Source organism: Kribbella sp. NBC_00359 (genome assembly GCF_036097425.1).
In the GTDB taxonomy this organism is placed as follows: domain Bacteria; phylum Actinomycetota; class Actinomycetes; order Propionibacteriales; family Kribbellaceae; genus Kribbella.
Map to the genome: position 1 here is coordinate 6,358,545 of NZ_CP107975.1, position 19,683 is coordinate 6,378,227.

The 19,683-nt window shown below is 68.7% G+C and carries 20 protein-coding genes; 14 read left to right on the plus strand and 6 right to left on the minus strand.

Going from position 1 to position 19,683, the window contains the following annotated elements; genetic code table 11:
• The first annotated feature begins 53 nt into the window (after positions 1-53).
• A complete protein-coding gene (locus tag OG876_RS31040) occupies positions 54-629 on the plus strand; it encodes an RNA polymerase sigma factor (RefSeq protein WP_328520210.1) in 576 nt (191 codons plus the stop codon).
• Between the two features lie 16 nt (positions 630-645).
• Positions 646-1,101, plus strand: a complete 456-nt coding sequence (locus tag OG876_RS31045; RefSeq protein WP_328520211.1) for a hypothetical protein — start codon at positions 646-648, stop codon at positions 1,099-1,101.
• Between the two features lie 4 nt (positions 1,102-1,105).
• Here OG876_RS31045 and OG876_RS31050 read toward each other — a convergent pair whose 3' ends face one another.
• Positions 1,106-1,930 (minus strand): IclR family transcriptional regulator domain-containing protein, encoded by an 825-nt coding sequence (locus OG876_RS31050; RefSeq protein WP_328520212.1) that lies wholly within the window; start codon positions 1,928-1,930, stop codon positions 1,106-1,108.
• Between the two features lie 45 nt (positions 1,931-1,975).
• Positions 1,976-3,448 carry an amidohydrolase family protein gene (locus tag OG876_RS31055; protein WP_328520213.1) on the minus strand — a complete coding sequence of 491 codons (1,473 nt, stop codon included), beginning with the start codon at positions 3,446-3,448 and terminating at the stop codon, positions 1,976-1,978.
• A gap of 192 nt (positions 3,449-3,640) precedes the next feature.
• Here OG876_RS31055 and OG876_RS31060 point away from each other — a divergent pair, with 192 nt between their 5' ends.
• The 5 genes from OG876_RS31060 (at position 3,641) to OG876_RS31080 (ending at position 7,841) form a co-directional block, all read left to right on the plus strand.
• A complete protein-coding gene (locus OG876_RS31060; protein ID WP_328520214.1) occupies positions 3,641-4,777 on the plus strand; it encodes a CaiB/BaiF CoA transferase family protein in 1,137 nt (378 codons plus the stop codon).
• A 76-nt stretch (positions 4,778-4,853) separates the two neighbouring features.
• Positions 4,854-5,630, plus strand: a complete 777-nt coding sequence (locus tag OG876_RS31065) for a citryl-CoA lyase (RefSeq protein WP_328520215.1) — start codon at positions 4,854-4,856, stop codon at positions 5,628-5,630.
• An 11-nt stretch (positions 5,631-5,641) separates the two neighbouring features.
• Positions 5,642-6,505: a hypothetical protein gene (locus OG876_RS31070; protein ID WP_328520216.1), complete on the plus strand. Its 864-nt coding sequence runs from the start codon at positions 5,642-5,644 to the stop codon at positions 6,503-6,505.
• Positions 6,502-6,861, plus strand: a complete 360-nt coding sequence (locus tag OG876_RS31075) for a hypothetical protein (protein ID WP_328520217.1) — start codon at positions 6,502-6,504, stop codon at positions 6,859-6,861. The genes OG876_RS31070 and OG876_RS31075 overlap by 4 nt, the downstream gene beginning before the upstream one ends.
• A gap of 8 nt (positions 6,862-6,869) precedes the next feature.
• The gene (locus OG876_RS31080; protein WP_328520218.1) at positions 6,870-7,841 is read left to right on the plus strand and encodes a zinc-binding alcohol dehydrogenase family protein; all 972 of its coding nucleotides are present in this window, start codon (positions 6,870-6,872) and stop codon (positions 7,839-7,841) included.
• Here the strand turns inward: OG876_RS31080 and OG876_RS31085 are convergent.
• Entirely contained in the window at positions 7,838-8,773 is a 936-nt protein-coding gene (locus tag OG876_RS31085; RefSeq protein WP_328520219.1) for a nucleoside hydrolase, read from the minus strand. The genes OG876_RS31080 and OG876_RS31085 overlap by 4 nt on opposite strands.
• 127 nt (positions 8,774-8,900) lie before the next feature.
• On the opposite strand from OG876_RS31085, the gene ftsH reads away from it, so the two are divergent.
• Positions 8,901-10,871: an ATP-dependent zinc metalloprotease FtsH gene (gene ftsH / locus OG876_RS31090; RefSeq protein WP_328520220.1), complete on the plus strand. Its 1,971-nt coding sequence runs from the start codon at positions 8,901-8,903 to the stop codon at positions 10,869-10,871.
• Between the two features lie 42 nt (positions 10,872-10,913).
• On the opposite strand, the gene OG876_RS31095 is transcribed toward ftsH, so the two are convergent.
• Positions 10,914-11,156 (minus strand): helix-turn-helix domain-containing protein, encoded by a 243-nt coding sequence (locus tag OG876_RS31095; protein ID WP_328520221.1) that lies wholly within the window; start codon positions 11,154-11,156, stop codon positions 10,914-10,916.
• On the opposite strand from OG876_RS31095, the gene OG876_RS31100 reads away from it, so the two are divergent.
• The 6 genes from OG876_RS31100 (at position 11,061) to OG876_RS31125 (ending at position 16,492) form a co-directional block, all read left to right on the plus strand.
• Positions 11,061-11,396 carry an AMP-binding enzyme gene (locus OG876_RS31100; RefSeq protein ID WP_328520222.1) on the plus strand — a complete coding sequence of 112 codons (336 nt, stop codon included), beginning with the start codon at positions 11,061-11,063 and terminating at the stop codon, positions 11,394-11,396. The two genes, OG876_RS31095 and OG876_RS31100, sit on opposite strands and share 96 nt — an antisense overlap.
• Positions 11,397-11,408: 12 nt before the next feature.
• A complete protein-coding gene (locus OG876_RS31105; RefSeq protein ID WP_328520223.1) occupies positions 11,409-13,271 on the plus strand; it encodes a DUF3556 domain-containing protein in 1,863 nt (620 codons plus the stop codon).
• Positions 13,268-14,680, plus strand: coding sequence for a phytoene desaturase family protein (locus tag OG876_RS31110; RefSeq protein WP_328520224.1), 1,413 nt, complete (start codon positions 13,268-13,270; stop codon positions 14,678-14,680). Before OG876_RS31105 ends, OG876_RS31110 begins: the two co-directional genes overlap by 4 nt.
• Entirely contained in the window at positions 14,677-14,853 is a 177-nt protein-coding gene (locus OG876_RS31115) for a hypothetical protein (RefSeq protein WP_328520225.1), read from the plus strand. Before OG876_RS31110 ends, OG876_RS31115 begins: the two co-directional genes overlap by 4 nt.
• Before the next feature lie 71 nt (positions 14,854-14,924).
• Positions 14,925-15,896 (plus strand): sigma-70 family RNA polymerase sigma factor, encoded by a 972-nt coding sequence (locus tag OG876_RS31120; protein WP_328520226.1) that lies wholly within the window; start codon positions 14,925-14,927, stop codon positions 15,894-15,896.
• Positions 15,897-16,027: 131 nt separating this feature from the next.
• Positions 16,028-16,492: an SgcJ/EcaC family oxidoreductase gene (locus OG876_RS31125; protein WP_328520227.1), complete on the plus strand. Its 465-nt coding sequence runs from the start codon at positions 16,028-16,030 to the stop codon at positions 16,490-16,492.
• On the opposite strand, the gene OG876_RS31130 is transcribed toward OG876_RS31125, so the two are convergent.
• Together OG876_RS31130 and OG876_RS31135 are read right to left on the minus strand one after the other, a co-directional pair.
• Positions 16,471-17,886: a DUF4832 domain-containing protein gene (locus OG876_RS31130; protein ID WP_328520228.1), complete on the minus strand. Its 1,416-nt coding sequence runs from the start codon at positions 17,884-17,886 to the stop codon at positions 16,471-16,473. The genes OG876_RS31125 and OG876_RS31130 overlap by 22 nt on opposite strands.
• Before the next feature lie 10 nt (positions 17,887-17,896).
• Positions 17,897-19,645, minus strand: coding sequence for a DUF4832 domain-containing protein (locus tag OG876_RS31135; protein ID WP_328520229.1), 1,749 nt, complete (start codon positions 19,643-19,645; stop codon positions 17,897-17,899).
• Between the last annotated feature and the right edge of the window lie 38 nt (positions 19,646-19,683).

A 19,683-nucleotide genomic window follows, 5' to 3' on the forward strand; every position in this document is an offset into this window, starting at 1 on the left:
CGCGCCGGATCTGCTCCGTAAGGTAAGCGATCCGGCGTGGGAAGGGGGATGACATGCGGGATGATCCGACTGTCGTCGCTCTGGTCACCCGGGCCAGGGACGGCGACAAGGACGCCTGGGACGAACTCGTGGAGCGCTATGCGCCGCTCGTCTGGTCCGTCTGCCGCCGATACCGGTTGGCAGCCGCGGACACTGACGACGTCGGGCAGAGCGTCTGGCTGCGGCTGGTCGAGCACCTGCCGGGACTGCGTGAACCCGCGGCCCTGCCGGGGTGGATCGCGACCACGACCCAGCGCGAGTGCTACCGGCTGCTCCGCGCGACGAGCCGGGTCGAGCCCGTCGACCCGGCGGAGTCGACGGAAGTCGTCGAGGAGGCGATCGCGGAGGAGGAAGTGCTCCGGCACGAACGCCGGGCGGTGCTCCGGGCCGCGTTCCGCGAACTGTCGCAACGCTGCCAGGCGCTGCTGGCCCTGCTCACGCAGGACCCACCGGCTGCGTACGACGAGATCAGCCGGCAACTGCACGTCCCGATCGGCAGCATCGGCCCGAACCGGGCCCGGTGCCTGGACCGGTTACGCCGTACCCCCGCGCTGGCGCTGCTGGTCGCCGGGGGACCTGACGAGAACTAGAGGAGGTGAGCGCGTGATGGATCTCGACTGGAACGACGACGAGTTGCTCGATGCCCTGCGGGACGCATTGACCACTGCCGAGGAAGTGCCGCGGACGTTCGTCGAGGCCGGCAAGGCCGCTTTCGTCTGGCGCACCATCGATGCCGAACTGGCCGCGCTCACCTACGACTCGGCCTGGGAGTCCCTGGCGCCGGCGGCGGTCCGGTCGGAGAGTGCGACGCTCCGGTCGCTGACCTTCGCCTCGGACGGCTGGACGATCGAGATCGAGCTGACCCCCAACGGAGTCCTCGGCCAGCTCGACCCGCCGGAGGCCGGTTCGGTCAGCGCGCGTGGTGACGGTGGCGAGTTCGCCACCGCCGACATCGACGAGCTGGGTTTCTTCACCCTGCGCCCGGTGCCGACCGCGCCCTACCGTCTGCTCTGCACGACCGAGTCCGGTACGACGATCCTGACCGGCTGGATCACGCCGTAGCGGGTCAGGCCGAGGTTTCGCGACCGGGCTGGTCGAGCTCGACGTGCGGGCGGGACTGCCAGAGCGCCCACTCGGCGCTGACGTCTCCCGCCGTACGGAGAAGCACCGGCAGATGGTCGTGGAGGAGCTTCTCCGTGGACGTCTCCGCGGCGTGCACGGTGACATTCATCGCGGCGCGTACTGTGCCGGTGCCGTCCCGGACCGGGGCCGCCACCGAACGGACTCCGGGCGCCAGCTCCTCGTCGGCCAGGGCCCAGCCGCGGGCGCGGATCTCGGTGAGCTCGTCGCACAGCTGCGCCGCGGTCCGTCCGATGTACGGCGGGAGTCCGGCCCGGCTCGGCTGGGCGAGGACGCCGGCCAGGTCGTCGGGGGAGAGGGCCGCGAGCAGGACCTTGCCCTGTGAGGTCTGGGCGGCCGGGAAGCGGGTGCCGATATCGACCCGGAGCGCGATGATCTTAGGTACCGACACCCGCGCGACGTAGACGATGTCGGAGCCGTCGAGCTGGGCCATCGAGGACGACTCGCCGGTCCGGCCGACGAGGGCCTCGAGATGCGGCTTCGCGATGTCCCACAGGCCGAGAGATCCGACGTACGCCATGCCGAGGGTCAGCACCTTCGGCGTGAGCTGGAAGGAGCCGTCGACCGTACGGACGAAGCCGAGCTCCTCCAGCGTCAGCAACAGCCGGCGCGCGGTCGGCCGGGCCAGGCCGGCCGCGGCCGCCACCTCGGACAGCGACATGGTGCGGTGGTCCGCGTCGAAGCAGGCGAGCACGTCCAGCCCGCGAGCCAAGGACTCGACAAAGTCTGGGCCAGCGCCACGTCCTGCCATCGGTTCCTTGCCTCCACGTCGTCCGGCGAACTGGTCCGTCCGAGCCTACGACCCCGGCTCGCCGAAGATGGTGCCGCGGGCTTCGCGGGTCGAGTCGGACTTGTACTCGGTGTACTGGTACGGGTTGTCGAACACCTCGCCCTTCGGCAGCTCCGGGTTCATCCCGCTCGCCCAGGCTTCCTCGCCGAGCGACGAGCGCAGGTAGCCGACGGTCGCCTCGACACCGCGGCGTACGGCGGCCAGGTCGCAACCAACCAGTTGGTTGGCGAACTTCACCACCCGGCCGTCGACGATCACGGTGTGCACGTCACCCCGCTGCGCCTGGAAAGCCACGTGACCATAGGGATTGACGAGCGGGAACGAGACCGGTGACGAGTCGTTCTTGATCAGTACGACGTCCGCCTTCTTCCCGGGCTCGAGACTGCCGAGGTCGTCCCGGCCGAGCGCCTTCGCGCCGCCGCGGGTGGCCCAGTCGACGACGTGCTCGGCCCGCAGGTGGCTGTGGGTCACCGTGGCGCCCTTCATGTGGGCCTCGAGGTGCTCGCGGGCCCGGTCGGCGCCGAGCGTCGACCGCATGGCGCTGAACAGATCGCCGCTCCACCACACGCTGGTGTCCATCGACAGCGAGACCGGAATGCCGTAGCGGCGGACCTGCCAGGTGGGCGGGTAGCCCTGGCCGGCGCTCTGCTCGGACTCCGTGGAGACCGAGACCGATCCGCCGGTGGCCGCGATCCGCTGGTAGGAGTCGGTGGCCAGCGTCGCGGCGTGCACGTAGATGTTCTGCGGCGTCATGAAGCCGTTCTCGTGCATCAACCGGATGCCGTCGTCGTTCGTCGCACCCCACACGCCGGCATGGGTGGTCACGCCGAGCCCGAGCTCACGCGCCACCTCGAAGGCGGCCCGCTCCGGGAACGCCGGGTCACCGGTGACGTCGAAGGCGAGCTGGAGCCCGATGGCGGAGTCGTCCCGCATCCGGGTCAGGAACGCCTTGACGGCCGGATCGGCGGTCCACTCCCACGGCCCGGCCTGAATGTTGCCGTAGGCAAGGACGAACCGGCCGGGTACGGCGCGCAACGCGTCGACGGCCGCCTCGGCATGGTCGACGCTCTGCAGCCCGTGGGACCAGTCGACCGTGGTGGTGACCCCGGCCTCGAGCGACTCCCAGGCCGACGTCAGGTTGCCGGCGTAGATGTCCTCCGGCCGGAAGGTCTTGCCGTGCTCGAGGTAGTACCAGACGAAGTACTGCGTCAGCGTCCAGTCGGCGCCGTACGCGCGCATCGCGGTCTGCCACATGTGCCGGTGGGTGTCGATCATGCCGGGCATCACGATGCCGCCGGTCGCGTCGATCTCCTGAGTGCCCTCGGGGACGTCGACATCCCGGCCGACGGCCGCGATCTGCTGGTCGACGATCAGCACGTCGCCGTCGGTGACGACCGTGTGGTCGTCGTCCATGGTCAGCACGGTCCCCCCGCGCAGCAGCACCGGCCGGCCCGCCACCGGTGTCTCGGCTGTGGTCATGTTCCCCTCCAGAAGAATGCCCGGACATACGTCCGTATGACGGTCAACGGGGCGATACGGTCACTATCGAAGCGTCCGCGCGGACTGTCAAGGGTTCGCGCCGGGTGGTTGACAGAGGCTCGGAGGCCGATCGAGACTGAGGCGATCAGAGTGTGCGGACAAGTGTCCGTAATAGCCGCGGGAGGTTGGTGCGTGAACGGTCCGCTCTCCGGCTTGCTGGTCGCCGACTTCTCCCGGATCCTGGCCGGTCCGTACGCGACCATGCTGCTGGCCGACCTGGGCGCCGACGTGGTCAAGGTCGAGGCGCCCGGCGGCGACGACACCCGGTCCTGGCAGCCACCGGTCCGCGACGGCATCTCGACGTACTACCTCGCGGTGAACCGGAACAAGCGGTCGATCGCGCTCGACCTGAAGGACCCGGGCGACCAGGCCACGGCGCGGGAGCTGGCCCGGCGCGCCGACGTCCTGGTCGAGAACTTCCGGCCCAACGGGCTGGCCCGGTTCGGGCTGGACTACGAGACCGTTGCCGTCGGCAACCCTGGGTTGATCTACGCCTCGATCAGCGGCTTCGGTTCCGGGCCGAAGGGTGCGGAGCTCCCCGGGTACGACCTGATCGTGCAGGCGATCTCCGGGCTGATGAGCCTGACCGGCTCGCCGGACGGCGAGCCCTACCGGGCCGGGATCTCGGTCTTCGACGTGATGGCCGGCCTGCACGCCACGATCGGTGTGCTGTCCGCGCTCAACGCCCGGCACGAGACCGGACGCGGCCAGCACGTCGAGGTCAACCTGCTGTCGTCGGCGCTGTCCGGTCTGGTCAACCAGTCGAGCGCGTACGTCGCGGGTGGCGTCGTACCGCTGCGGATGGGGAACAGCCATCCGAGCCTGTTCCCGTACGAGCCGTTGCCCTGTGCCGATGGCGAGCTGATCATCACGGCCGGGAACAACGGCCAGTTCCGCAAGCTGGTCGAGGTCCTCGGCGTGCCGGAGCTGGCGGACGACCCGCGCTTCGACCGGAACGAGAAGCGCACCGCGAACCGCGAGGAGCTGCGGCCGCTGCTGGTCGAGCGGCTGCGGACCCGGACCCGGATGGAGTGGTTCCGCGACATCATCGCCGCCGGTGTGCCGTGCGGCCCGATCAACACCGTCGACGGCGGCGTGGCCTTCGCCGAGGACATCGGTCTCGACCCGGTGGTGACGGTCGGATCGATCCCGACCGTGCGCAACCCGATCACGTTCTCGGACGACGCGGCGTCGTACCGGCTGCCGCCGCCGGAGCTGGACGAACACGGCGCCGAACTCCGCCGCTGGCTGAAGGAGCCGCTCATATGAACGAGCGAAGCGAGTTCATCATCAAGCACAGTGTGTCTCGCGCCTCATCCGCGCCCGGAGCGAAGCGAGGACGTGGATGAGTTTCCCGACCTCACTTGGTACGTCGAGTGCCGACGAGATCCGCCTGCTCGGGCAGGACCTCACGGCTGACCTGATGGGCAAGGTCGGTTTCGGAGAGCTGGCGTTCTGGCTGGTTGCCCTACGTCGGCCGACGCCGTCCGAGACCCGCGTGTTCGAGGCGGTGCTGGTCGCCCTCGCCGATCACGGATTCACGCCGACGGCCATCGCGGCCCGGCTCACCTATCTCTCCGCCCCGGACTCACTGCAAGGCGCTCTTGCCGCCGGTCTGCTCGGCGGCGGCTCCCGCTTCCTCGGGGTGACCGAGGACTCTGGGATGTATCTCGATGAGGCCCTCCAAGGGCGCGACGTACCGACAGACGATGCGGGTTGGGACGAGCTCGCCCTGGAGGTCGTCACTGCGACGCGGGAGGCCGGCAAGTATGTCCCCGGGCTCGGGCATCCGGTGCACAAGGTCCAGGATCCGCGGACCCCGGTCCTGATCGGGATCGCCGAGGAGGAAGGTCTGCGCGGTCCACACCTGCGGCTCTTCGAGGCCATCGGCCGCGTGCACGAGCAGGTGCTCGGCCGCAGGCTCCCGCTGAACGGAGCCGGCGTGTGCGGCGCCGCGCTGGCCGATCTCGGGCTGCCGGTCGAGCTGCTGCGCGGATTCGCCTTGCTGGCCAGGGCTGCCGGGCTGCTCGGTCAGCTCGCCGAGGAACGCCGCCGGCCGATCGGCATGGACGCCTACCTCACCGTCGACCGCAACGCCGTCTACGTCGATCCCGCTAGCTGAAGGAGCCCCACATGGCCACAGTCGCCGCGGTCATCGCCTCCACGCATCACCCGTTCTACTACCGCGCGAGCACCGCTACCGGAGCCGACCGGCCCCCGTTCGCCGACGAGTGGGTGGCGAAGATCGAGGCGTTCCGGGAGACGCTCACGAAGGCTCGGCCGGACATCCTGGTGATGGTCGGCAGCGACCACTTCCACCAGCTCTGGCTGGACAACATGCCGCAGTTCCTGGTCGGCAAGGCGCCGTACTTCGATGCGAACTGGTACAACGAGGAGCGCGAGTTCGGGCTGCCGCGGATGACGCTGCCGGGGGAGGAGCGGCTGGCCGCGCACATCCTGCGGAACGGGCTGGACGCCGGCTTCGACCTTGCCTTCAGCAACGAACTGCGGATCGACCACAGCATCACCTGCCCGATCATCACGCTCCGCCCGGAGGCGGACCTGCCGATCGTGCCGATCTACACCAACATCTTCGCGCCGCCGTTGCCCCGGCCGGGCCGGTTCGTCGAGCTCGGCCGGACGATCCGGCAGCTGGTGGAGTCATGGCCGATCGACGCGCGGGTCGCGATCATCGGCACCGGGCACCTGTCGCTGGAGCTCGGCGGCCCGCGGCAGTTCGGCGAGCACGGTCCGGATCCGGAGTTCGACCGCAAAGCCGTCGATTGGATCGCGAGCGGCGACGTCGACGGCTGCCTGGCCGAGGTGACGCTGGACAGCCTGCATCTGCCGGGCAACGCGACCCACGGCTTCATGGACTTCATGCTGATGATGGGCGCGGCCGGCGCGGGTGCGAAGGCGGATCACGTCGACTCGCTCGACCTCTTCCACACCATGGAGGCCTACTTCACCTGGTACCCGAACGGAGTGCCGGCATGAGCAAATACCTGCTGGACAAGTTCCTCTTCACTGTCGACCGGGATCCGGTGCTGGTCGAGCGGTATCGCGAGGATCCCGCCGGGACGGTGAGCTGGTGGGAGGCGGAGCTGGCGAACACGATCCTCAACTGCACGACCGACGAGAAGTCGACCTGGCTTGCGTTCACCGACGAGGAGCGCAAAGCCCTGCGCGAGCACGATCATGTCGCGCTGTTCGGGCTCGGCGCACACCCGTTCCTCACGCTCACGTTGTTCATCGCGATGTTCGAGCGGGACCACGGGCCGCTCGAGTATCAGAAGGCCTACGGCCGGGCGTTGCAGCACCTCACGCTGCCCTATCCAGACGTCACCACCTAGGAGTTCGCGTGCGAGCCGCAGTCCTGCACACCCACGGCCAACCGCCGTCCCACGCCGACCACCCGGACCCGGTGTCGTCCGACGGGTACTCCGTCGTCCGCGTCACCGCGGCACCCGTCGTACCGCTCGACCTGCTGTGTGCGTCCGGTACGTCGTACTTCGGCCAGCCGGCGGTGCCGTATGTGCCCGGGGTGCAGGGGGTCGGTGTGGTCGAGCAGTCCGAGGTGGTGCCGCCCGGGACGAGGGTGTTCTTCGCGACCTCGGCCGGGATGGCCGCGGGTGACGGCAGTTTCGCCGAGCGATGCGCCGTACCGGATGTCGATCTCGTGGTGCTGGACACGGCGGTCCCGGACACAGAGGTCGCCGCACTCGGGCTGTCCGGGGTGGCGGCCTGGATGGCACTCACGTGGCGGGCTCAGTTCAAGCCGGGGGAGCAGGTGCTCGTGCTCGGTGGCGGCGGGGCGGTCGGCCAGGTCGCGATCGGCGCGGCCCGGCTCCTCGGCGCCGACGGTGTGGTCGCCGTCTGCCGGTCGGACGCCGCACGCGACCGGGCCCTGGCCGCCGGCGCGGACGAAGTAGTTGCCTCAGGCCCCGACGTGGACGCCCTCACCGCCCGGCTGAGAGAAGCGACCGATGGTGCGGTCGACGTCGTCATCGACCCTGTCTTCGGCATCCCCGCCACCGCGGCCTCGCGGGTGCTCGCCCCGTACGGCCGCCTGGTCAACCTCGGCGGTTCGTCCGGTGACGAGGCGGTGTTCTCATCGTCGGTCCTCCGCAGCCGTACGGCGAGTGTCCTCGGCTACACGAACAACGCCATCACCCCGGAGCAACGCCGCGATGCGCTGACCGCCGTACTGCAACACGCCGCCAACGGAGCCGTCGCTGTCACGCACGAGACCGTCTCGCTCGCCGACATCGCCACCGCCTGGGATCGCCAATCCACCGGCAGCACCGACGGCCGCCTCGTCGTCACCATCTAGCCGAGAGCCGTGACGGCGTCGACGATCCTGGTCCAGAAGGCTTCGCGATCCAGCTCGACGGCGACCTGCGCGTTGGGCGTGCGGCCGGTGTAGTGGAAGAGGTCGACCGCGGTCGCACCGGCCGTCCACTCGCCCTTCGTCTCGACGACGACATTCGCCTCGACGCAGCGCACGATCGCCGGATCGATGACCCGGGCGACGGCGACCGGATCGTGCAACGGCGGCGCCTCGAACCCCCAGAGCTGCCGGTACGTCGAGGCGAAGAACGTCATCCACTCGACGCAGATCCGGGCCAACGACGTTCCGATCCGCTCGAAGCGCGCCAGTACGTCGTCCGTCACCAAAGCCTGATGCGTGACGTTGAGACCGCACATGGTGAACGGGACACCTGACCGGGCCACCTGGTCCGCCGCCTCGGGGTCGACGTATGCGTTGGCTTCCGCGAGCGGCGCGATGTTGCCGCGGTCCGTCGAGCCGCCCATCCACACGATCTCGGCGATCTTCGGGATCAGCGCAGGCTCTGACGAGAGCAGCCGGGCGACGTTCGTGAGCGCTCCCGTCGCCACGATGGTGACCGGCGTGGAGTGCTTCCGGAGTACGTCGATCAACACATCGTGGGCAGGTGACGGCGACTCGGGCACGGTCGGCTCGGTGTCGAAGAGCGGTCCGTCCAGACCGGTCTGCCCGTGGACATCGTCGGCGATGCGCAACCGTCGTACCAGCGGCCGGTCGGCACCACGGGCGACCGGGACGTCCGTCACGCCGGCCAGGGACAGCACCCGGCGAGCGTTGACCGTGCACTTGTCGACTGTCTGATTGCCCGCGACCGTCGTCACCGCGAGCAACTCGACCGCGGGATCGGCTACCGCCAGCAGCAGCGCCATCGCGTCGTCGTGTCCCGGATCGCAGTCGAGCACCAGGGGGATCGCCATGCCAGATCGTACCGGCGCCGACCGGTCGCCGGAGTGGCGTTGGTGCTCGGCAAACCCGCCGCCGGCGACCTATGTTGGGCTGAGGCCGCGTGTCCAGGGCGCGGGCAGGTCACCAGCGGAGCCCAGCATGAGTGAGAAGGATCAGCCGCCGCAGGAGAAGTCCACGCCTGATCAGGGGGACCGGGACAACGGATCGCAGCGGCATCCCCACAAGCCGTGGCGGACCGAGGGGCTGCCCACCGCCCAGGGTAACGGGGACAAGCCGCGGCGACCGCGGTGGTGGCGGTGGGCGGCCTGGATCGTCGGTGGGTATCTGGTGCTGTTCCTGATCACCACGATGCAGGACCAGATGTCCGGCGGGGAACAGACCATCGCGTACACCGACTTCTCGGCGCAGGTGCAGAAGCAGAACGTCGCCGAGGTGTTCTCGCGCGGTGACACCATCGAGGGCCGGCTGAAGGCGGCCGCCCCGATCCCGGGCAAGACCGACTCGACGTACACGAAGTTCACCACCGAGCGGCCGACGTTCGCGAACGACGACCTGTTCGGGGCGCTGCAGAAGAGCGGCGCGACGGTCCGGGCGACGCCGGTGGTCCAGCAGCGCGGCGTGCTGTGGAACCTGCTCATCTCGCTCGGCCCGTTCCTGCTGATCGCCGTGTTCTACTTCTGGTTGTTCCGGCGTAGCCGTGCCGCCGGCGGCGGGTTGGGCGGCCTGCTCGGCGGCGGCCAGCAGAAGAAGCCGGTCGACCCCACCAGCGTGCGGGTCACCTTCGCCGATGTCGCCGGCATCGACGAGGTCGAAGACGAGATCACCGAGGTCGTCGACTATCTGAAGGATCCCGACAAGTACCGCCGGCTCGGCGCCCGCGCGCCGAAGGGCGTGCTGCTCCAGGGTGCACCCGGAACCGGCAAGACCCTGCTGGCCCGCGCGACCGCGGGGGAGGCCGGCGTGCCGTTCTTCTCGGCCAGCGCCTCGGAGTTCATCGAGGTGGTCGTCGGCGTGGGGGCGAGCCGGGTCCGCGACCTGTTCGGTGAGGCGCGCAAGGTCGCGCCGGCGATCATCTTCATCGACGAGATCGACACCATCGGACGGGCCCGCGGCGCTGCCCGGTCGATCGGTGGTCACGACGAGGGCGAGCAGACGCTGAACCAGATCCTGACCGAGATGGACGGCTTCTCCGGCACCGAGGGTGTCGTCACGCTCGCGGCGACGAACCGCGCCGATGTCCTCGATCCGGCCCTGCTCCGGCCCGGACGGTTCGACCGTACGATCACCGTGCACGCGCCGGACCAGAAGGGGCGCGAGGCGATCCTGAAGGTGCACGCGCGCGGGAAGCCACTCGGACCGGACGTCGACCTCGGTGCCATGGCCCGGTCCACACCCGGGATGACCGGTGCCGATCTCGCCAACCTGCTGAACGAGGCCGCCCTGGCCGCGGCCCGCCAAGGGCAGTCCGAGATCGACCAGCGCGATCTGACCGACGCGCTGGAGAAGATCCAGCTCGGTACGGCGCGCAACGTGGTCATGCCGGAGGAGGAGCGGCGGCGTACGGCGTACCACGAAGGAGGTCACGCGCTGCTCGGGATGATCCAGGTCGGCGCGGATCCGGTCCGGAAGGTGTCGATCATCCCGCGTGGCCGGGCACTGGGTGTCACGCTGTCCACGCCGGAGATGGATCGCTACGGGTACGACACGGATTACCTCCGCGGTCGCATCATCGGAGCGCTCGGGGGCATGGCCGCCGAGCAGGAGGTCCTCGGCGTGGTCACTACCGGCGCCGAGAGCGACCTGGAGAGCGCGACCCGGATCGCCCGCTCGATGGTCGGCCGCTGGGGCATGTCGGAAGCCGTCGGCCCGGTCTCCGTCCTGCCCTCCGAGGGTGACCCCCGGATGGCCGGTGCCTCCGACGAGCTGCTCAACACCGTCGACGAGGAGGTACGCCGCCTGATCGACCAGTGCTACCAGGAGGCTAGACGCCTCCTCCGCGAGAACCGCACCCGCCTCGACTCGATCGCCGAGCAACTCCTCAAGCACGAGACCCTCGACGAGGCCGACGCGTACGCGGCCGCCGGCATCCCCCACGACGCCCGCACCTGACGGGTGTGTGCGGCCGACACAGTCGCCGGCCGGAAGCTCGGGTCACCGTGCGGTGGCAGTCAGCACCGAACCCGCCAGCCATCGGCAGGCGACGAGCGCCAGTTCGAGTTCCAGGCGCTCGTCGTCCAACGATCGGCCCCGTTCCTCCAGTGCTTTGTCGACCCGGTACTTCACGGTGTTCTTGTGCAGATGGATCCGCTCCGCGGTGGCCAGATAACTGCCCTTCTCGGCCAGGGCGGCGAGAACATCTATCCCAAGGAGATCGAGACCGTCCTGCACGGCCACAGCGCGGTCCTCGAGGCCGCCGTCGTGGGCGCGCCACATCCGGTGTACGGCGAAGTCCCGGTCGCCTTGGTCGCGCCGTACCCGGACCGGATCATCGAGGTGGACGAACTGCTCGAGCTGTGCCGGACGAAGCTCACCAAGATCAAGGTCCCGGTCGCGATCCACATGGTCGAGGCGATCCCGAAGAACCCGGTCGGCAAACCCGACAAACCCGCCATCCGCAAATCCCACCACCACTGAAGGAGCGTCACGATGGGATTCAGCAAACCCTCGGTTCCCCCGGTGGAACCGGACAAGGTCTACGACCTGCCGTACCTGGAGCGGATCAGGATCCTGTCCCGCTACTGGGCCGAGAACGGCTTCGGCTCACCGACGATCTTCCATGTCATCTACATCGTCAAGCTGGTGTTCTTCTACATCGCCGGCGGCTACCTGGTCGGCACCCTCACCTCGGGCTTCAACCCGTTCCACCCGGGCGAGTTCTGGACCGAGCCGGTGCTCTACCAGAAGTTCATCCTGTGGACGGTACTGCTCGAGGCGCTCGGCGTGGCTGGGTCCTGGGGTCCGCTGGCCGGGCACTTCAAACCGTTCACCGGCGGGTGGCGCACGTACGGCCGGGTGGACACGATCCGCGAACCACCATGGCCCGGCAAGGTGCCGCTGACCGACGGGGACCGCCGTACGCCGGTGGACGTCGGCCTGTACCTCGCGATCATCGTCACGCTGGCGCTGTCATTGGTCCTGCCAACGGTCGACGACGCCGGGCTGACCGCGCACGGTTTCACCGGCGGCCGGGTGTCCCCGGTGCTGATGGTGATCCTCGGCGTACTGCTGATCGGGCTCGGCCTGCGGGACAAGGTGTTCTTCCTGCAGGCCCGCGGCGAGCAGTACCTGCCCGCGATCGTGTTCTTCGCCCTGTACGGCGCCGTCGACATGATCGTCGCGCTCAAGCTGCTGATCGTCGTGGTGTGGGTCGGGGCGGGCTTCTCGAAGTTCGGCAAGCACTTCGGCATGGTCGTGCCGCCGATGGTCAGCAACACGCCGTGGGTCCCGTTGAAGGCGATGAAGCGGATCAACTACCGGAAGTTCCCCGAGGATCTGCGGCCGTCCCACGCCGGCAACCTGCTCGCCCATGTCGGCGGCACCCTGGTCGAGATCGTCACTCCCCTGGTGCTGCTGTTCTCGACCAACAAGACCGTGACGATCGTGGCCGCCGTACTGATGATCTGCTTCCACCTGTTCATCACGTCGACGTTCCCCCTGGCCGTGCCGCTCGAGTGGAACGTGCTGTTCGCCTTCGCGGCCGGGTTCCTGTTCCTCGGCAATCCCAACTGGGACGGGTTCGGTCTGGGGGACATGACACCGTGGTTGCTCGTGGTGACCGCGGCCGGCCTGCTGTTCTTCCCGGTGCTGGGCAACCTCCGGCCGGACCTGGTGTCGTTCCTGCCGTCGATGCGCCAGTACGCCGGCAACTGGGCGTCCGCGACCTGGGCGTTCGCGCCTGGTGCCGAGCAGCGGCTGAACGAGCGGCTGGTGAAGCCGGCGCCGATGGTGATCGACCAGGCCACCGAACTGCTCGGCAGCCGCGACGCCGCCGAGGTCGCGCTCTACCAGGTGATGGGCTGGCGGGCGCTGCACAGTCAGGGCCGGGCGCTGAACTCGATCCTGGTCGACCAGCTCGGCGACGACCTCGATCACTACGCGATCCGCGAAGCTGAGTTCATGACGAACTGCATCGTCGGCTTCAACTTCGGCGACGGCCACCTGCACGACCACAGGTTCATCGCCTCGATCCAGAAGCGCTGCGGCTTCGAGCCGGGTGAGTTCATCGTCGCGTGGATCGAGTCGCAGCCGGTGCACAAGAACTTCCAGCGGTACGTCGTGATCGACGCGGCGCTCGGGATCGTCGAGCGCGGGACCTATCAGGTGGCCGACGCCGTCGCCGAGCAGCCGTGGCTGCCGAACGGACCGATCCCGCTGACGGTCGAGTGGCGCCTGGCCGGCTACCAGCGCGTTCGCTACCCGCGGCCAGCTGCGGTAGACAAGACGGTAGCGATGCCTCCGCCTGCGACGGTCGAGTCGGCGCCGGACGGCTCGGGAGGTGGTGGATCATGACCAGGGCAATCGTCGTCGGGAGCGGGCCGAACGGACTGGCCTCCGCGGTCACTCTCGCCAAGGCCGGGGTGGACGTCGAAGTGCTCGAAGCCGCCGACCGCCCCGGCGGCGGCACCCGCAGCAGCGAGCTCACGCTGCCCGGCCTGATCCACGACGAGTGCTCAGGGTTCCATCCGTTGGCCGTCGACACTGCGTTCTCCCGGTCTGTGGACCTGGCTCGGTTCGGTCTGACCTGGCGGTGGCCGGAGGTCCAGTACGCGCATCCGCTCGACGGCGGGCGCGGTGCCGCGGTCCTGCGATCGGTCGACGAGACCGCTGCGTCACTCGGCCGCGACGGTCGCCGGTGGCGGCAGGTGTTCGGTCCGCTGACGGAGCAGTTCGACCGGATCACGTCGGACTTCCTGCGGCCCGTCGTACGCGTGCCGTCGCATCCGGTCGCGATGACGCGGTTCGGTGCCCTGTCCGCACTACCGGCCTCGGTGCTCGCCAAGGGCTGGTCGACGGAAGAGGCGCGGTCGCTCTTCGGCGGTGTGGCGGCGCACGCGGTGCGACCGCTGTCGGCGCCCTTCTCGGCGGCGATCGGCGTGGCTCTCGGTATGGCGGCGCACGCCTTCGGATGGCCCGTGGCAGAAGGCGGATCGGCGGCGATCAACCGGGCGATGATCGCCGCCCTCGAGGAGCACGGCGGCAAGGTCGAGACGAACGTGCTCGTCGAATCACTCGAGCAGGTCGGCGATGCTGATCTCGTTCTACTGGATCTCGCACCGAGTGCGGCCGCGTGGATCGTGGGGGAGGCGATGCCGGCCAGGATCCGGCGGGCCTTGCTCCGGTACCGGCATGGACCGGGGGTCTTCAAGGTCGACTTCGCTATCTCCGGTGAGGTGCCGTGGACGCACGAGGCGTCGCGGCGGGCCGGGACCGTGCACGTGGTTGGGGACTACGCGGAGCTGGCGCGGGTCGAACAGGACGTGGTGTCGGGCCGGATGCCGGACCGGCCGTACGTTCTGGTCGGGCAGCAGTATCTGGCCGACCCGTCTCGTGCCGAGGGCTCCGTGCGGCCGCTGTACACCTATGCGCACGTGCCCAGCGGCTACGACGGTGACGCGACGCTGCTGATCGAGTCGCAGATCGAACGGTTCGCTCCCGGCTTCCGCGACCTGATCGTGGCTCGGACCGTCCAGACGACGGCGCAGTTGGAGGAACGCAACGCGAACTACCTCGGCGGTGATGTGATCACCGGTGCCAACACTGCGCGCCAACTGATCTTCCGGCCGCGTGTCACGCTGAATCCGTACGGCCTCGGCGTACCTGGTGTGTTCCTGTGCTCGGCGGCGACACCGCCTGGCGCGGGTGCGCACGGGATGTGTGGCTACAACGCCGCCCGCGCCGCACTGGCGAGCCTGCCATGACCGCCCTCGCGAACGGTTGCCCGCAGCAACTGGCCGATACGCTGCCGGCCGGCGGAAGCTTCCTGGCCGTCATCGCCGAGGAGCCTGTCGCCGTGCCGCGGGTCGAGGAAGACCCCCGGGCGGTCGCCGAACTCCTCCTCGCCCTGGAAGCTCACCGCCACTCGGCCGCCTGACGATCGCCAACAGCACCTTCGCCCCCCTCGGGTACCGTGGTCGTGGCAGGGAGCAGAGAAGGGGCGTGGGCGTGACGACGAAGGTAGAAGGGTTCGATCGACTGCTCGAACCGTTCCGTCCGGAGTTGCTGGCGTACTGCTACCGGATGCTCGGCTCGTCTCACGACGCCGAGGACTTGGTCCAGCAAACGTACCTGAGGGCGTGGCGGGCGCGGGAGCAGTACGACGAGACGCGCAGCTCACTGCGCACCTGGCTCTACCGGATCGCGTCGAACGCCTGCCTGACCGCCTTGGAGGTCCGCGGCCGCCGACCGCTGCCGTCGGGTCTGGTGGACGCGTCGGACCCTCTCGGTCCGCTCGTGCCGGGAGAGAACGTCGCCTGGCTCCAGCCCCTGCCGGACTCGTTGCTCGACGCGGGCGATCCGGCCACGACCGTGATCGACCGCAGCAGCCTGCGCTTGGCGTTCGTCGCCGCCCTGCAGCACCTGTCGGCGCGTCAGCGTGGTGCGCTGATCCTGCGTGACGTGCTCAGCTTCTCCGCGGCCGAGGCAGCGGACATCCTGGGCACTACGGTCGTATCGGTGAACAGTTCCCTGCAGCGGGCGCGTACCCGTGTGAAGGAAGTCGGGGTCCGGCAGGAACGTCTCAGCGAGCCGTCCGCAGCCGAGCAGCGCGCTTGGGTCGATCGCTACATGAAGGCGTTCGAGCACGCCGATGTCGAGGGTCTCAAGCGGCTGCTCACCGAGGACGTGCTCATGGAGATGCCGCCGATGCTCAACTGGTTCGTTGGCCCCGGCAACTACGGCCTGTTCATGGAGTGGGTCTTCGAGAAGGCCGGAACGGACTGGCGCCTGAAGGCGGTCGCGGCCAACGGCCAGCCCGGGTTCGCCGCCTACCGGCGCGTCGGTGGCGGATTCGAGCTGCACACGCTCCAGATCTTCACTGTCACCGCCGCGGGCATCAGCCGGAATTCGGTGTTCCAGGATTCCGAGGTCTTCGCGTCTTTCGGTCTGGCGGCCGAGCTCGACGCCCAGGGAGCCTGACCAGCCACACACGACAAGCCACCGGGCAACACCTTCTTGCCGCAGGCGCGATGAGTTCCGACCTTGCCGCCGGTATGTATTGGCGAGTTCGCCGGACTACCCCGGGCGAGCCGATCACAAGGGAGAACCCGATGTCAGACAGTCGTGCAGAAGACGAGGCCGCCATCCAGGCCGTCTTGGTCGATTCCTACCGGGCCTGGGAGGCCGGCGACGCCGGCGGCATGGTCGCCGACTACACCGCGGACGCGACCGCCATCATGACCGGCTCGCTCCGCGACAGCCGTGACGCGGTCCGCGAGAGCATGGCCCTGGCTTTCGATGGGCCGCTCAAGGGCAGCTCGACATACAACAAGCAGCTCAGCCTCCGCTTCGTTGGCAGGGATGCCGCGATCGTCGTCAGCGAATCCGGCATCCTGTTCGCCGGCGAGACGGAGGTTGCGGACACGGGCAAGGTGAACGCGACCTGGGTTTTCGAGAAGCGGGACGGCCGGTGGCTGATCGCCGCCTATCACAACAGCCCGGTGGTGGACCCGGAACCAGGCTCCGGGTCCACCGTTCGGACTTTGGACTCCTATCAGCCGACGGCCACTCTCTGACCCAGGTCGTTGAAGCCGGTGCTCGGTTGCCAGGTTCCGTCGTTCGCGAGACGGATCGAGTACTCGGAGCGGGTGGACAGCAGCGGGTCCGGCAGGTTGAGGGACAAGCGATACTTTCCGGGGATCGGCGGTGCGGCGACCTTCCAGTTGAGGTTGGTCGTCGTACCGGCGCCCCAGCGGCGTGGGTCGGCCGGGACGTTGACCTTGAAGGTGTGCTTGTCGTTCTGGAAGACCAGCTGCACCTGGCGCGGGTTGTACGGCGCGGCCCAGCCGTCGTTGCGGACCTGGAGGTTGACCCGGACATCACCGCGCGGCCGCGCCTTGTTCGTGACCGTGCTCTGGGTGAGTGCGAACCGGTAGCCGAGCTTCTGCTTGACCGTCGTGAGGTTGTCGCCCCAGGTGTCCAGCACGTCCTGGTTGTACTCGATGTTCAGGAAGGAGAAGTGCAGTCGCGCCATCTCGGCCGACGCCGACTCCCAGTCCGACCGCGGTGAGTTCACCGCGCAGGTCTCGCCGCCCTCGGGCACGTAGTTGGTGTCCTGGGCAACGAAATCCTTGTCGAGCTCGATCGGGTCGCTGAGGTAGGTGCCGAAGTCGTCCGGGCTGGCCAGGAAGCAGTCGTTGTGATGACCGACCCGGGCCAGCGGCGAACCGTTGTACGCCTGCGCCGCGGTCAGGGCGCCCGCGGTCCCGGTCGGCACCCCGAGCATGCGCTGCTTCATGTACGGCGTCCGCACCTGGATCATCCGGTCCTTCGGCAGCGCCTTCAGCTCGGCCATGACGACGGCCTTGCGGTCGGCCCAGTTCTGGTCGGTGACCACGCTCGGGTCCTGCGGATCGGAGAAGTAGTCGGTGTAGTAGCCCTCACCCCACAACCCGACGAACCCGGCCTGGACGACCGCGATCACGTCGGAGTTCTCGCGCAGGATCGGGGTGAGCTGCTGGATCTGCTTGACCACGCGCGCCACCGGTGCGTCGCCGTACGGCGTGGGCGGCGGCCAGCCGTCGCCGGGTAGTGCGTAGGCGAAGCGGACGATCATCTTGACGCCGGCGGCGCGGGCGGTGCGGAAGTCGGCCTGCATCAGGTCGAGGTAGTGCTTGTCGATCACATCCTGCTTGGAGAACTTCTCCAGGTAGAACAGCCGCAGGATCTGGGTGATGTTCTCCTGGGTGCGGAAGTTGCGCAGGGTGGTGAGGTCGAGTGGCACATAGCCGGTGCCGTCGGCCCGGTAGTGCGTCTCGGTGTGGTGGTAGAAACCGCGCTCCGGGTTGGCGATCACCTCGTCGGTCGACGCGTAGGTGCGGGTGGTCGTCGGCGGGTCGTTGTGGGCCATGGCTGCCTGGGTCGGCAGTAGCAGCCCGATCGCCGCGACGGCTGTGACAAGCCTTCTCATCAAGAACTCCCTAGCTGACGGTGAGGGTGTGCAGGAGCGAGTTCATCCCGGTCGCCGCGTCCCAGGTGCCCTGGTTGGCGAGGCGGATCGAGTACTCGGGGCGAGTGGACAACAAGGGATCCGGCAGGTTCACCAGCAGGGTGTACGAACCTGCCGGAAGCGTGGTGGGCAGCGTGAGAGTCTGCGACACGGTGGTCGACGCGCCCGCTGTCCAACGGCGCGGGTCGGAGCTCATCGCGAGCTTGTAGGTGACCCCGCTCGACGTGTTCCGCAGTACCAGTTCGAGGTTGCGTGGGTTGAACGGCGTCGCGTAGCCGTCGTTGTGGACGGTGAAGGACACCGGCAGGCTGCCGCCGGGTGAGGCGGTCGCCGGATACGTGCCGGACTCCAGGCGGAAGCGGTACCCGAGGTTCTTGGTGACGTCGGCCAGGCAGCCACCCGTGTTCCACGAGTTCAGCACGGTGGGCTCGTAGTCGGTGTTCAGGAAGGACCAGTGGAACATCGCGAGTTCACTGGTGGCCGTCGGGCAGCTGGACCGCGGTGGGTTGGAGCCACACGTCTCGCCGCCCATCGCGACGTACGACGTGTCGGACTGAAGGTACGGGTATTCGACCGCGGTGTTCTCGTAGGTGCCGAAGTCGTCCGGGCTGGCCAGGAAGCAGTCGTTGTGGTGACCGAGCCTGGACAGCGCCGAGCCGTTGTATGCCGCGGCTGACTGGACCGGTGTGGTCGAGTACATGGTCCGCTTGAACTTCGGCGTCCGCAGCTGCACCATCCGGGTCGACGGCACGACACTGAGCAGCTTGTCGGTCACCGCCTTGCGGTTGGCCCAGTCGGTCGTGGTGATCGTGCCCGCGTAGCCGAAGTTCTGCGTGTAGTACCACTCACCCCAGGCGCCGATCAGCCCCGCCTGCACGACCGCGATCACGTCCTTGCCAGCGTTGAGGTACGGCGCCAGTTGGTCGAGGTGGGCCAGGATCCGGTCCTTGGTCGTGTCGTCTCCGGCGGTCGACGTGGTGTAGGCGAAGCGCAGGACCATCTTGAGACCGGCCGCGCGGACGGTGTCGATCTGCTGCTGCAACTGGTCGAGCGCCGCCTGCGCGATCGGGCCGTTCTTGTACTCGGCCAGATAGAAGACGCACATCACCAGCGAGATGCCCTGGCTGGTGCGGTAGCTCTGCAGAGTCGTCTGCGAGAAGTCGGCCTTGTCGCAGTCGCCGGTGTGGTGGTAGAAGCCGCGCTCGGGGTTGGCGAAGTTGTCCGTGGCCGCGGTGTACGTCACGGTGCCGCCGGATCCGCCGCCGCTGTAGACGTGGGTGTACTTGCTCGAGGACTCCAGCGGGGCCTCCACCTGGAAGATCAGGTCGGCGTCGTTGGGGGAGGCGCTCTCGCCGAGGTCGGCGCGATTCACGGTCCACTGCGCGACTCCGCCCGTACCGGAGAAGGTGACCGTGCGGACCAACGTCCAGCTCCAGCCGCTGCCGGCGTGCTGGTAGAGGCTGCCGTTCTCCAGCAGGTAGTCGGCGCCAGTGCCGCCCTGCACGAAGCCCGTGCCGGCGTTCCGGTCGGTGTCGACGTAGACCCGCAGGTACTGCGGGGATCCGGTGTAGGTGAAGCGATACGTGACGGTGGTCGGGGTGTTGGTCGCCGACGTACCGCTGATGGTGGCGCTGGCGGGGGACACGACCAGCAGCGCCGCGGCGAATCCGCAGGTGACGATGCCGATCAGCAGCCGGAGGAAATGCGGTCCTGGACGCACGGTGGCTCCTATCGCATGGGCGGGGCGATAGGAATAAT